12 protein-coding genes are annotated in these 13,128 nt (G+C 74.2%); 8 read left to right on the top strand and 4 right to left on the bottom strand.

Annotated features, from left to right (window positions below):
- Positions 1-16: 16 nt before the first annotated feature.
- The 3 genes from AC0N04_RS07170 to AC0N04_RS07160 are packed head-to-tail and all read right to left on the bottom strand — an operon-like array spanning position 17 to position 2,699.
- Positions 17-610 (bottom strand): amino acid kinase family protein, encoded by a 594-nt coding sequence (locus AC0N04_RS07170; RefSeq protein ID WP_474279972.1) that lies wholly within the window; start codon positions 608-610, stop codon positions 17-19.
- Positions 611-1,735: a hydantoinase/oxoprolinase family protein gene (locus tag AC0N04_RS07165; RefSeq protein ID WP_474279970.1), complete on the bottom strand. Its 1,125-nt coding sequence runs from the start codon at positions 1,733-1,735 to the stop codon at positions 611-613.
- Entirely contained in the window at positions 1,722-2,699 is a 978-nt protein-coding gene (locus AC0N04_RS07160) for an ATP-grasp domain-containing protein (RefSeq protein WP_474279968.1), read from the bottom strand. Before AC0N04_RS07160 ends, AC0N04_RS07165 begins: the two co-directional genes overlap by 14 nt.
- 30 nt (positions 2,700-2,729) lie before the next feature.
- Here AC0N04_RS07160 and AC0N04_RS07155 point away from each other — a divergent pair, with 30 nt between their 5' ends.
- The 8 genes from AC0N04_RS07155 to AC0N04_RS07120 all read left to right on the top strand — a co-directional run bounded on the left by AC0N04_RS07155 (position 2,730) and on the right by AC0N04_RS07120 (position 11,595).
- Complete coding sequence (locus AC0N04_RS07155) at positions 2,730-3,446, top strand: HisA/HisF-related TIM barrel protein (protein ID WP_474279966.1); 717 nt, start codon at positions 2,730-2,732, stop codon at positions 3,444-3,446.
- Between the two features lie 243 nt (positions 3,447-3,689).
- Entirely contained in the window at positions 3,690-4,973 is a 1,284-nt protein-coding gene (locus AC0N04_RS07150; protein ID WP_474279964.1) for a molybdopterin-binding domain-containing protein, read from the top strand.
- Positions 4,974-5,158: 185 nt separating this feature from the next.
- Positions 5,159-6,859 (top strand): formylmethanofuran dehydrogenase subunit A, encoded by a 1,701-nt coding sequence (locus AC0N04_RS07145; RefSeq protein ID WP_474279962.1) that lies wholly within the window; start codon positions 5,159-5,161, stop codon positions 6,857-6,859.
- Complete coding sequence (fhcD, locus tag AC0N04_RS07140; protein ID WP_474279960.1) at positions 6,859-7,803, top strand: formylmethanofuran--tetrahydromethanopterin N-formyltransferase; 945 nt, start codon at positions 6,859-6,861, stop codon at positions 7,801-7,803. Before AC0N04_RS07145 ends, fhcD begins: the two co-directional genes overlap by 1 nt.
- Positions 7,804-7,819: 16 nt before the next feature.
- Positions 7,820-8,635 carry a formylmethanofuran dehydrogenase subunit C gene (locus AC0N04_RS07135; protein ID WP_474279958.1) on the top strand — a complete coding sequence of 272 codons (816 nt, stop codon included), beginning with the start codon at positions 7,820-7,822 and terminating at the stop codon, positions 8,633-8,635.
- Positions 8,636-8,665: 30 nt separating this feature from the next.
- The gene (gene fae / locus AC0N04_RS07130) at positions 8,666-9,199 is read left to right on the top strand and encodes a formaldehyde-activating enzyme (RefSeq protein WP_474280514.1); all 534 of its coding nucleotides are present in this window, start codon (positions 8,666-8,668) and stop codon (positions 9,197-9,199) included.
- A complete protein-coding gene (pabB, locus tag AC0N04_RS07125) occupies positions 9,186-11,138 on the top strand; it encodes an aminodeoxychorismate synthase component I (RefSeq protein WP_474279956.1) in 1,953 nt (650 codons plus the stop codon). The genes fae and pabB overlap by 14 nt, the downstream gene beginning before the upstream one ends.
- Before the next feature lie 136 nt (positions 11,139-11,274).
- Positions 11,275-11,595, top strand: a complete 321-nt coding sequence (locus tag AC0N04_RS07120; RefSeq protein ID WP_474279954.1) for an EthD family reductase — start codon at positions 11,275-11,277, stop codon at positions 11,593-11,595.
- 112 nt (positions 11,596-11,707) lie between these two features.
- Here AC0N04_RS07120 and AC0N04_RS07115 read toward each other — a convergent pair whose 3' ends face one another.
- Positions 11,708-13,078 carry an MATE family efflux transporter gene (locus AC0N04_RS07115; RefSeq protein ID WP_474279952.1) on the bottom strand — a complete coding sequence of 457 codons (1,371 nt, stop codon included), beginning with the start codon at positions 13,076-13,078 and terminating at the stop codon, positions 11,708-11,710.
- Positions 13,079-13,128 lie beyond the last annotated feature (50 nt).

Here is a 13,128-nt window from a genome sequence, read left to right as displayed (position 1 = left end):
TCGTGGCCGGCGCTCGTCAGCTGCGCACGTCCGGCCCCAGCAGCATCGTGCGGGCCGCGTCGACGGCGTCGCAGCGCATCACCGTGATCGGGAATGCCGCCTGGCGCGCGAAGGTGTCGAACTGGCGGTCCAGCACGCCGGCCGCGACCAGCTCGGGCAGCGGCCGATCGACGTCCACGTCGCAGTGCTTGACCACCAGCAGCCGCTCGGCGTTCAGGCGCAGCGCCAGGCCCAGCGCGATGCTGTCGCCGGTGAGATCCCAGGTGGTGTGCGGGGTGGGACGCTCGCTGACCACGTCCAGCGGCGCCCAGACCAGGGCCTTGCCGCTGCGCAGCGCGCGCGGGATGTCGGCCTCGGCGCTGACCAGCTGCAGCTTGGGCTGCAGGCCGCACATCATCCAGGCGTTCTGGACCATCGCCAGCACCGCCATGTTGTGGGCATGCAGGTCGTCGAACTGCCAGTGGGCCTGCAGGCGCCGCACCTCGTCGGCCAGGCCACCGCCGCCCGGCACGATGATGACCCGCCCGCCGCCCAGCAGCGCCAGCATCGTGAGCCAGTGCCGCAGCTCCGGCGCCAGGGCCAGGCTGCCGCCGAGTTTGACGATCCACATTCAGCGGTGCTCCGCATGGAACAGCGAGGCCACGGCCACGCTGGGCGCGCAGACCTGGGCCCAGGCCGCCACCTCAGCGCGGCGCGGCGGCGCCAGGGCGCTGGCGATGCGGGCCACGTCGCGGCCGTAGCGCCGCAGGCCGGCGCGCCGGCGCCGCGGCTCGGGCAGGGCCTGCTCGATCAGCTCGGGCACCAGGAAATCGCCGCAGCCGGCGCTGACCACGGTGAACGCCTCGGCGCCGCGGGCGGCATCGGCGGCCAGCGCCCGCTGCAGCGACGCCGCCATCTCGGCGAGTTGCGCGCTGCGCCAGGCCCGGGCGAACGCCAGCCATTCGGCGTCGCTGGCGTCGCGCACGTCGCAGCCCACCATGCGGGCCAGGCGCTGGCGGGTGGCCGGCAGGGACTTGGCGGCGTGGTCGGCAGCGGGATGGAGGTCGTGCTCGGGATCCAGCTCGCCGGTCAGGCGGTACACGTCGGCGGTGGTGGCGAAGAACTCGTTCATCACGTTCAGCGCCTGGCCCTGCAACTCGATGCGGCGGGCCAGCGCGCACAGCGGCGTGCGGACCACGCCGTGGTAGCTCAGTTCGCCGCGGGCCAGCCGCTCGCGGTCGCTGCGGCTGGGCGTGGGCACGCGGCCATCGGCGAACGCGATCAGGTCGGTGGTGGTGCTGCCGATGTCGATCAGCACGCCGCTGCCGGTCACCGCGGCCGCATGCTGCGCGGTGGCCAGCCAGTTGGCCGACGCGATCTGGGCCCAGCGGGCGCCGGCCTCGTGCGGCTCGGCCCAGCGGCAGCCGGGCCCGCGGTCGGCCGGGCCGGCGTAGACGCGCACCGGGCCGGGCAGGGCGGTCTGCAGGCGGTCGGTGATGCGTTGCACGCCGTCCTCGCGGTCGGCGAAGAGGTCGGTCATCTCGCCGGTCATCGTCACCGCCTGCGGCGCGGCCAGGGCGTGCGGCCAGCGTTCGCGCGCCTGGGCCAGCGCGGCCGCCAGGTGCTGCAGCCCCTGCCACAGCGGGCAGGCCCATTGCGCCACGTCCACCACCTGACCGTCTTCGAGCAGGCAGGCCTTGAGGTGGGCGCCGCCGACGTCCCAGCCGATCACGCGGTCCGGCTCAGGCGGGCGCATGGACGGCCTCCGGCACCGCGTCGCGCCCGGCGTGCAGGCGCAGCATCTCGGCCGCCAGGTTGCGGCCCAGGCGGGCCGACAGGCCCACGTAGGCGCAGCTGACGCGCGGGTTGACCTCGATCGCCACCGGCCCGCGCGCGGCGTGCCAGACCAGGTCGATGCCGGCGAAGCCGTGCAGGCCGGGCAGCGCGTCGGCCACTTGTCCGGCCAGCGTGCGCAAGGCGGCGAGGCGGGGGTCGGCCGAATCCACGCCGCCGGTCGTCACCCCGTCGTAGCTCACCCGGCCCTGCGCGTCCAGCCGCACCGCCTGCCGGTTCACGCTCAGCAATTCGGGCGGGCCGCCGCCGCAGAGCAGGGACAGGCTCATCGCCTCGCCGTCCACCCAGGGCTCCAGGGTCACGTCTTCGCCCGCGGCCCGGCGCTCCTCCGCGGCGCGCCGGGCGTCGGCCAGCGCGGCGTAGGTGTGGGTCGCCACGGCGCCGGCGCCGTCGTCGGGCTTGACCACCCAGCGGCGGGTTTCGCGGGCGTCGGAGAAATCGAGCGGCGTGCACACGCCGGCGGCCTGCAGCGCGGCCAGGGTGCGGCGCTTGCTGCTGGCGGTGGCGATCGCCGCGGCGCTGCAGCCCAGCCAGCGCGCCGCGCCCACCACCGCCTGGCAGCCGGCGAGCAGGCCGCCGCTCTCGGGAGCGACGATCCAGGCCAGGTCGTGCGCGGCCATCTGGCGTGCGATGAACCTGAACGGCGCTTCGCCGGGCCGCGGGCGCAGCACCTGCGCCGCCCCCTCGCGCAGCGGCGCCGCGGCGCAGTCGGCCACGCCGATCCGCAGGCCGGGCAGGGCCAGCAGGTCGGCCAGCATCGCGTCGCGCATCGACCTGCCCAGCGGCATCAGCGTGGCCTGCAGGGCCGGGTCGGCATCGGCCAGGCCGCCGCCGCTGAGAAATTCGTAGACCAGAATGCGCTTCATGGCGATGACTTCGACGGACCGGGACGGCCCATGCAATTGATTCCGGTGATGGACCTGCTCCAGGGCCAGGTGGTGCGCGCGGTCCGCGGCGAGCGGGGCGCGTACCAGCCGGTGCGGTCGCTGCTGTGCGCGTCGTCCGACCCGGTGGCGGTGGCACGGGCCCTGACCCGGCACTGCGCCAGCCCGCTGCTGTACCTGGCCGACCTGGACGCCTTGCTGGGCGGCGCCGCGCAGACCGCCTTGCTGCACGCCTTGCTGGCCGCGCTGCCCGACCTCGAGCTGTGGGTCGACGCCGGCTTCGCCGACCGCGCGGCGGCCGCGCGCTGGGGCGCCGCGCTGGGGCCGCTGGCGGCCCGCGTCACGCCGGTGTTCGCCAGCGAGACGCTGCGCGACGCCGACGCCTTGCACGGGCTGTGCGCGGGCGACGACGCGGCCCGCGCCGGCTGCATCCTGTCGCTGGACCGGCGCCAGGGCCGGCGGATGGACACCGCGGGCTGCTGGGACACGCCGTCCGCCTGGCCCACCCGGGTGATCGTGATGACGCTGGAGCGCGTCGGCGCCGGTGCCGGGCCCGACCTGCAGACGCTGGCCGCGGTCCGGCGCAGCGCGCCGGGCGTGGCCCTGATCGGCGCGGGCGGCATCCGCGACGAGGCCGACCTCGCCGCCGCCGCCGCCGCCGGCGCCAGTGCCTGGCTGGTGGCCAGCGCCCTGCACGACGGCGCGATCGGACCGCAGGCCCGGCGCTGACCGCGCCTGCCGCACGGCTGGGTGGCGAAGAGGGCCCGGGGCCTGACGGTCTGCATGGCGAGTCCGCATTCAGGATTCGTGCCACGTCGGCGGCCGGCGCAAATCGCGGGCGGACGGCCGGACGGCCCCCGAAACGGCACACTTTGTCGCGCTCCTGACCGTCGTCGTTCGCAGCGCGGCCGCCCGACACCCGGTGCCGCCGCCCGCCGGCGAGGTGGCACACCGATTGCGTGAATCCGGGGCATGAGCCCAAGCGCCCCCTCCGACCTGCCGCCGCCGCAGGCCGTCTGGACCTGCCCGTTTTGCCCTTTGCTGTGCGATCGCTGGGGGGTCGAGACCAACGGCCAGGGCCTGCTGCAGCTCACCGGCAGCACCTGCCCGCTGGCGCGCGAGCGCCTGGCCGGCTGCGGCCCGGCGGGAGGGGACGCGTCGCCTCGCTGCGAGGGTCGGGCCGCGACGCTGCCCGACGCCCTGGCCACCGCCGGCGCCTGGTTGCGCGGCGCCCGCCAACCCTTGTTCGGCGGCCTGGGGACCGACGTGGCCGGGGCGCGCGCGCTGCATGCGCTGGCCCGCGCCAGCGGCGCCATCAGCGATGCCGCCGGCGGAGCCGCGCTGACCCAGGCCTTGCGCGCGCAGCAAGACCGCGGCGGCTACACCACCACGCTGGCCGAAGTGCACGAGCGGGCCGACCTGATCGTCTTCGTCGGCTCCTGGCCGCTGCCGCGCGCGCCCGAGCTGCTGTCGCGCTGGTGGGTCGGCCGCACGACGCCGCCCCCGGCGCTGCTGGCCTGGGCCGCGCCCCAGGCGCCCGCCGAGCTCGTGCTGCCCGGCCTGCCGGCGGCGCCGGTGGCGGCGGTGGCCGGACCGGCCGACCTGTTCGACGGCGTGGCCCAGTTGACCGCGCTGGTGGCCGGCCGCGCGCTGCGCGACCCGGATGCGGCGCTGGTGGCGCTGGCCGCCCGACTGCGCGCGGCGCGCTACGCGGTGCTGGTCTGGGAGCCGGCGCAGCTGGGGCCGCAGGCCGGCCTGCTGATCGAGCGCCTGCAGCAGCTGATCGGGCTGTTGAACGCCGACACCCGCGCCGCCGCGTTCCCGATCGGCGGCGGCGACGGCGCGGCCACGGTGAACCAGGTCTACACCTGGCGCAGCGCCCTGCCGCTGCGCAGCCGGGTCGGCCCGCTGGGGCCCGAGCACGAGCCGCTGCGCTTCGACGCCGCGCGGCTGCTCGGCCGCGGCGAGGTCGACCTGCTGCTGTGGATCGACAGCTTCGGCCGCGGCGCGGCGCCGGCCTTCGACGGCCCGCGCATCGTGCTCGGGCCCGTGGCGCTGGCGGCGCGGCTGGGCGAGGCGCAGCGCACCGTGTTCATCCCGGTGGCGACGCCCGGCATCGACCGCGCCGGCCATCTGATCCGCGCCGATGGCGTCGTGATGCTGCCCCTGCATGCCGCACGCGCCAGCACCCTGCCGGCGGCGGCCGAGGTGCTCGCCGGCCTGCACGCAGCGCTGACCGCACAGGAGCTGGCATGAACCCCGCCCGGCCGCCCGAAGGGGTTCATTCCCTCCTGGAGGGAAAGGGCCGCAGGCCCCAGGGTGCGCCGGCCATCCCCGCCCGGCCGCCCGAAGGGGTTCATTCCCTCCTGGAGGGAGAGGGCCGCAGGCCCCAGGGTGCACCGGTCATCCCCGCCCGGCCGCCCGAAGGGGTTCATTCCCTCATGGACGACCCGCGCTCCGCGGGCCGGACCGTGCTGCTGGCGGGGGGCCGCGTCGTCGATCCGGCGCAGCCGGGCTCGGGCGCCGTGCGCGACTTGGCGATGCGCGGCGGCCGCATCGTGGCGCTGGCGCCGGGCGAGACCGCCGACGAGGTGCTGGACTGCCGCGGCCACACCGTGATGGCCGGCGGCATCGACCTGCACAGCCACATCGGCGGCGGCAAGGTCAACCTGGCGCGCCTGCTGCTGCCCGAGCTGCAGCGCGACGGCGCCGACCCGCTGGCCCGCGATCCGGCCGCCGCCTTCGATGCCTGCAGCCACGTGACCCCCGGCACGCTGGCCACCGGCTACCGCTACGCGCAGATGGGCTACACGGCCGCGTTCGAGCCGGCGATGGTGCCGGCCAACGCGCGCCACGCCCACATGGAGATGGGCGACACCCCCATCCTCGACCACGGCGCCTATGTGATGCTGGGCAACGACGAGCTGTTCCTGCGCCTGGTCGCCGAAGGCGCACCGATCGAGCAGCTGCGCGACCTGATGGGCTGGACGATGCACGCCACCAAGGCGATGGGCGTGAAGGTGGTGAACCCGGGCGGCATCTCGGCCTTCAAGTTCAACCAGCGCCGCCTCGACGTCGACGAGCGCCACGTGCACTGGCAGATCACGCCGCGGCAGATCGTGCACGCACTGGCTCAGTCGCTGAGCCTGCTGGGCGTGCCGCACCCGCTGCACATCCATGGCAGCAACCTGGGCGCGGCCGGCAACATCCAGAGCACGCTGGACACCATCGCCGCGCTCGAAGGCCTGCCTGCCCACCTGACCCACATCCAGTTCCACGCCTACGGCACCGACGGGCCGAAGAAGTTCTCGTCCGCCGCGCTGCAGCTGGCCGAGGCGGTCAACGCGCATCCCAACGTGTCGATCGACGTGGGCCAGATCATGTTCGGCCAGACCGTCACCGCCTCGGGCGACACGATGCGCCAGCACGCCAATGCCGGCCTGGCCAGCCCGCGCAAATGGATCGGCGCCGACATCGAATGCGATGCCGGCTGCGGCGTCGTGCCGTTCCGCTACCGCGAGGCCAGCTACGTCAACGCGCTGCAATGGGCGATCGGGCTGGAGATCTTCCTGCTGGTGGCGGACCCGTGGCGCGTGGTGCTGACCACCGACCACCCGAACGGCGGCCCGTTCACCAGCTACCCGCACCTGATCCGCCTGCTGATGGATCGCAGCTTCCGCAACGAGCAGCTGGCCCGCCTGCACCCCGACGTCGCCGCCCACAGCGCGCTCAAGGACATCGCCCGCGAACTGACGCTGGACGAGATCGCGATCATGACCCGCGCCGGGCCGGCCCGCCTGCTGGGCCTGCGCGACCGCGGCCACCTGGGCGTGGGCGCCGCCGCCGACGTGGCGGTGTACCGGGACGACGCCAACGCCGAAGCCATGTTCACCGACCCGGCCTGGGTCTTCAAGGACGGGCAGTTGGTGGCGCGCGCGGGCCGGATCGTCGCCAGCCCGGTGGGCGGCACGCACTTCGTCGAGCCGGCCTACGACACCGCGATCGAGCGGACGCTGCGCAAGCACTTCGACCGCCACGCCGCGGTGAATTTCGCCCACCAGGTGATCAGCCACGACGAGCTGTGCAGCTGCTGCCACGGCGGGCGCCTGCTGCCCGCGGCCTGCTTCGAAGGAGGCGCGTGATGGCCGCCGCGCTGCAACGCAACGGCACGCTGATCGACGACAGCTTTGCCGAAGCCTTCCCGATGAAGTGCACCCGCATCGTCATCACCGCCCACACGCTGGACTGGGCGCGCCACGCGGCGCTGGCCGCCAGCGGCTTCGCGACCTCGGTGATCGGCTGCGGCTGCGAGGCCGGCATCGAAGGCGAGCTGGCCCCCGCACAGACCCCCGACGGCCGGCCCGGCGTCAGCGTGCTGCTGTTCGCGATGAGCGGCAAGGAACTCGCCAAGCAGCTGGAGCGCCGGGTCGGCCAGTGCGTGCTGACCTGCCCGACCACCGCGGTGTTCGCCGGCCTCGACCCGGGCGCACCGGCCGGCGGGGCGGGCGAGGCGATCGCGCTGGGCAAGAACCTGCGCTTCTTCGGCGACGGCTGGCAGACCTCCAAGCTGATCGACGGCCAACGCTACTGGCGCGTGCCGGTGATGGACGGCGAGTTCGTGGCCCAGGAGACCACGCCGGTGATCAAGGGCGTGGGCGGCGGCAACCTGCTGCTGCTGGCGCGCGACACCGACGCCGCGCTGGCGGCGGCCGAGGCCGCGGTGGCGGCGATGCGCCGCCTGCCGGACGTGATCCTGCCCTTTCCCGGCGGCGTGGTGCGTTCGGGCTCCAAGGTGGGCAGCAAGTACCCGGCGCTGATGGCCTCGACCAACGACTCGTTCTGCCCCGGGCTGCGGGGCCTGGTCCGCCACAGCGAGCTGGATGCCCGCGTGCGCTGCGTGATGGAGATCGTGATCGACGGCCTGAGCGAAGCCGCCGTGGCCGCCGCCATGCGGGCCGGCATCGCCGCCGGCGTGGCCCTCGGCGCGCCGGGCGGTCTGCTGCGCATCTCGGCCGGCAACTACGGCGGCAAGCTGGGGCCGTTCCACTTCCACCTGCACCCGCTGAGCCCGGAGATCGCGGCATGAACCGGAAGGCTGTCCCGTGAGCACCTGGCAACTGACGCTGCGTCGGTCCGCCGCGCTGCGGCTGGACCTGCGCAGCCTGTCGCCGCAGCGCCTGGCGCCGCTGAGCGCGGCCGAGATCGAACGGCTGCCGCTGCCCCATGGCAACGCGTTCGCGCCGCTGGGCGAATGGTTCGGCGTGCAGCCCTTGGCCGACGACGCGGCCGACCTGCGCCTGGTGGGCGACCTGTCGCGCTGCGACCGCATCGGCTGGCAGCTCGACCAGGGCCGCGTGCAGGTCGACGGCCCGACCGGCGACTACCTGGGCGCCGCGATGCGGGGCGGCGCCGTCAGCGCCAGCGGCGACGCCGGCGACCTGGCCGGCTGCGAGATGGCCGGCGGCTGCCTGCGCGTGGCCGGCAGCGTGGGCGACTTCGCTGCCGCCACCCTGCCCGGCAGCATGGACGGCATGCGCGGCGGCCTGTTCGTGGTGCAGGGCCGCGCCGGCCACCGGCTGGCCGACCGCATGCGCCGCGGCACGCTGGTGGTTCACGGCGACGCGGGCGATTTCGCCGCCTCGCGCCTGGTGGCCGGCACCGTGGCGCTGGGCGGCGCGGTCGGCGCCCACCCCGGCTGGGGCATGCGGCGCGGAACGCTGCTGCTGGCCAGCGCCCGCTTCGAACCGGCGCCGACCTTCGTGCCGGCCGGCGCCGACGCCGCGGTGTTCTGGCAGCTGCTGGCGCGCGACCTGGCCCGCCACGGCGGTGCCTGGGCCGACCTGGCCCGCCGCCCGCCGCGGCGCTGGCTGGGCGACCTGGCCGCCGACGGCAAGGGCGAACTGATCTTTCCCGAGTGAGCTTTGCGACGACACGACTGCTACGACACCATGACCCAGCCCTACACCTTCCATGCCGGCGAAGCCACCGTGCTCGCTGCCGACGGCCAATTCACCGACGCGATGCCGGAGCTGCTGATCGGCCGCGTCGACGGCCCGGTGGGCCAGGCCTTCGCCAACCTGATGGCGCAGAGCAAGGGCCACACCGCGATGTTCGCGATCCGGGCCTGCAACCAGATGGTGCGGCCGGCGACGCTGACCGTGCCCAAGGTCACGCTCAGGGACATGGCCAACATCGAGCTGTTCGGCGGCGTGGTGCAAAGCGCCACCGCCGACGCGGTGCTGGACTGCGTGATCGACGGCACGATCCCGAAGGACGTGGTCAACGAGCTGTGCATCATCAGCCTGGTCTGGATCGACCCGCGCTGCGCGACCGATCCCCATCTCGACAAGAAAGACATGTACCGTACGAACCACGAGGCGACCCGGCTGGCCATCCGTCGGGCGCTGAACAACGAACCGACGCTGGACGAGCTGATCGCCAACCGCCACAAGATCAAGCACGACATGGATGACTGGTCCTGATCCCGACCCCCTGAACCAAGACGCCGCGGTCTTCGCCCTGCTGGACGACAGCCGCGCCGGACCCGCGCGCAGCAGCCGGCTCTACACCGGCTTTTCCCACCAGCACCGCTGCCAGGACCCGGCGACGCTGGACGCCTGGTGGGCCGCGGTGGCCGCCGACCAGCAGCGCGGCCTGCACGCCGTGCTGCTGGCCGATTACGAATGGGGCGCCGAACTGCTGGGCGCGGGCCGGCGCAGCGGGCCGGGCGAGGCGCCGGCCCACCTGCGGGTGCTGATGTTCCGCCGCTTGCAGCACCTGCCCGCCGAGGCCGTGGCCGCGTGGCTGCAGGCGCAGGACGACGGCGCCGAGGCCCCCACGCCGGCGGGCGTGCTGGACCTGCAGGCCAGCGTCGACGAGGCCGAGTTCCACGCCGCGATCGACGCGATCCATGAGGCCATCCGCGCAGGCGAGACCTACCAGGTCAACTACACCTACCGACTGAACGGCGCGGCCTACGGCTCGCCCGCGGCGCTCTACCGCCGGCTGCGCGCGCGCCAGCCGGTGGCCTTCGGCGCCTTCATCGCGCTGCCCCCCGACCGCGAGCCGGGCGCGGCCACCCATGTGCTGTCGCTTTCGCCCGAATTGTTCCTGCGCCACGAGGCCGGCGGGGTGACCGCGCGGCCGATGAAGGGCACCGCCGGCCGCGTGGCCGGTCCCGAGGGCGACAGCGAGACCGCCCGGGCCCTGCAGCAGGACGTGAAGAACCGGGCCGAGAACCTGATGATCGTGGACCTGCTGCGCAACGACCTGGGCCGCATCGCCCGGATCGGCAGCGTCAGCGTGCCGGCGCTGTTCGAGGTCGAGCCCTATGCCACGGTGTTCCAGATGACCTCCACCGTGCAGGCGGAACTGCGCCCCGGCATCACGCTGCCGGCGCTGCTGCGGGCCACCTTCCCCTGCGGCTCGATCACCGGCGCGCCCAAGCACCACACGATGACGCTGATCCGCCGCCTCGAGAGCACGCCGCGCGGCCTGTACTGCGGCGCGATCGGCTGGATCGACGCCGCCCGGCCCGGCGGCGCGTATTCGTCGATCGGCGACTTCTGCTTCTCGGTCGCGATCCGCACGCTGACGCTGGGCGCGCCCGATGCCGCCGCTGCGACCCGTCCGCTGACCCTGGGCGTGGGCGCCGGCATCGTGCAGGACAGCGTGGCCGCGGACGAGTTCGACGAATGCCGGCTCAAGGCCCGCTTCCTCAGCGCGATGGACCCGGGCTTCGAGCTGTTCGAGACGCTGGCGGTGGCCCGCCGCGCCGACGGCCCCACGGTGCTGCAATGGCATCGCCACCGCGCCCGCCTGGGCCGCAGCGCCCGCGCGCTGGGCTTCGCATGGGACGAGGCCGCGGCGCGCCGCGCGGTGGACGACGCGCTGGCCGACCTCGCCGCGCGCGACCCGCGTCCGGCCGCCGACGATGCCGCCCCCGCGGCCTGGCGCCTGCGGCTGCAGCTGTGCCACGACGGCCGCCTGCAGGTCCGCTGGGCCGCGCTGGCGCCGCTGGCGCGGGATGCGCGGGGCCGCGTCGGCGTGGCGCTGAGCCCGCAGCGCCTGCCCAACGCCGACCCGCTGCGCGCCCACAAGACCACGCACCGCGCGGTCTACGACCCGGCCGTGCTGGCGGCTGAGTCCCAGGGCGCCTTCGACCTGCTGTTCGCCACCGAGGACGGCCGCCTGGCCGAAGGCGCGCGCAGCAATGTCTTCGTGCGGCTGGACGGCCACTGGTACACCCCGCCGGTCGGCGACGGCGCGCTGCCCGGCGTGTGCCGCGCGACGGTGCTGGAAGAGGGCCTGGACGGCCAGCCCGTGCGGGAACGCACGCTGACGCTGGACGAGCTGGCGCGCGCCGACGAGCTGCGGGTGGGCAACGCCTTGCGCGGGGTGATGGCGGCGACGCTGCGATAAGGCCTGCCGGCGCCGATGGCAGGCCACATCGTGTACAAGCCGATGGGCGGCTTGGGCGCGTGCGCCCAAGCACCGCCCGGCGGCAGCGGCGTCCGCCCTGCCGATCCCCTCGACACGTCCCTCCAGGAGACCCGCCATGATCAAGGTCAGCGTGATGTACCCGAACCAGCCCGGGGCCCGATTCGATCATTCGTACTATCGCGACAAGCACATGCCGCTGGTCAAGGCGCGCATGGGCGACGCGTGCCTGTTCTACACGGTGGACAAAGGGCTGGCCGGCGGCGCCCCCGGAGAGCCGGCGACCTACGTCGGCATGTGCCACCTCTATTGCGACTCGGTCGCGTCGTTCCAGGCCGGCTTCGGGCCGCACGCCAAGGAGATCCTGGCAGACATCCCGAACTACACCGACCTGGCGCCGGTGCTGCAAATCAGCGAGGTGGTGGTCGGCCAGCCGTAGGACGCCGAAGACCTGCGGTCGCGCCGCCGCGCCACCGGCGCAGCAAGGTCACCCGTCCCACTGGGTAGACGCCGGATGGCGTGGCATGGCGGGACCGGTCCGCCGGGCCTGCTTACCGGGCTTGCGCCCGCACCGCCGAGTCGGCGACCTGGCGCAAACCGGCGGCCAGGCCCAGCGACACCAGAACCAAGCCGATCACGAGCCCGACCCAGAAGCCGTAGACCTTCATCGGCGCACCGGCCGACAGGCCGTGATACGCCAGCCAGGTGCCCACCGGCACGCCGAGCACCCAGAACGCCGTCAGCATCAGCACCATCGGCATCAGCGTGATCTTGTAGCCGCGCAACGCGCCGATCGCCGTGACCTGCGTCGCGTCGAACAGTTGCCAGAACGCGGCGAACAGCAGCAGGTTGGCCGCCAGCGCCCGCACCGCGGCATCACTGCTGTAGAGCGCCGCGGCCTCGTGGCGCAGCAGGATGATCGGCCCCATCGCCAGCGCCCCGAACACCAGCCCCGCACCGATGCCGCTCCACGCGATCGCGCGCGCCGCGCCCGCGTTGCCCGCACCCAGCGCCTGCCCGACGCGAATCGTGCTCGCCGTGGAAATGCCCATCGGGATCATGAAGATCAGCGCCGAGAAGTTCAGCGCGATCTGGTTGGCCGCGATCTGCGCTTCGCCGAAGCGCCCCACGAGCACGGCCACGCTGCAGAACGCCGCCACCTCCGCGAACCCGGCGCCGCCCATCGGCAGCCCCAGCCGCAGCAGCCGCTTCTGCGCCGGCCAGGTGGGCCAGGGCCAGGACGTCCACAGCGCATACGGCCGATAGGCCGGCGCCCACGCGATCCACGCCGCCAGGCTGGCCAACGAAGCCCACATCCCGATGCCGGTGGCCCAGCCGCAGCCCGCCCCACCCATCGCGGGCAGGCCGAAGTGGCCGTAGATCAGCAACCAGTTCAACACCCCGTTGATCGCCAGGCCGACGAACGCCAGCACCATGATCGGCCGGGTCCGGTTGATGCTGGACGAAAAGAACCCCAGCGCGCGGTACACCAGCGCCGCCGGCAAGCCCATCGCGATGCCCCAGAGGAACACCCCGGTGCGATGCGCCAGCGGCGGCTCGATGTGGAACGCCATCAACAGGTCGGGCGCCCACGGCACCAGGAGCAAGGGCAGCAGCCCCACGCTGGTGGCCAGCCACACCCCCTCGCGGGCTTCCCGGGCAACCGCGGGGTGATCGCCGGCGCCGAAGTGATGCGCGATGATCGGCGACACCGCCTGCACGACGCTCATCAACGCGATGAAGACGGGGATCCACAGCGCCACGCCGAGCCCGACCACGGCCTGATCGAAGGCACCGGCGTGGCCGGACATGACGGTGTCGAGCAGCCCCATCAGCACCTGGGCGATCTGCGACAGGATGATGGGCGTGGCGAGACGGAGGAGCGCGCGGACTTCTTGCCTGAACCGCTGGAGGACGATCATCGATAGGGCGGCCGCGTTGGCGGGCGTTTCAAGGGAGGGGTGTCTTGTGG

The sequence above is a fragment of the Ideonella sp. sgz306126 genome (assembly GCF_056032705.1).
This window is presented reverse-complemented; position numbering and strand designations above follow the sequence as displayed.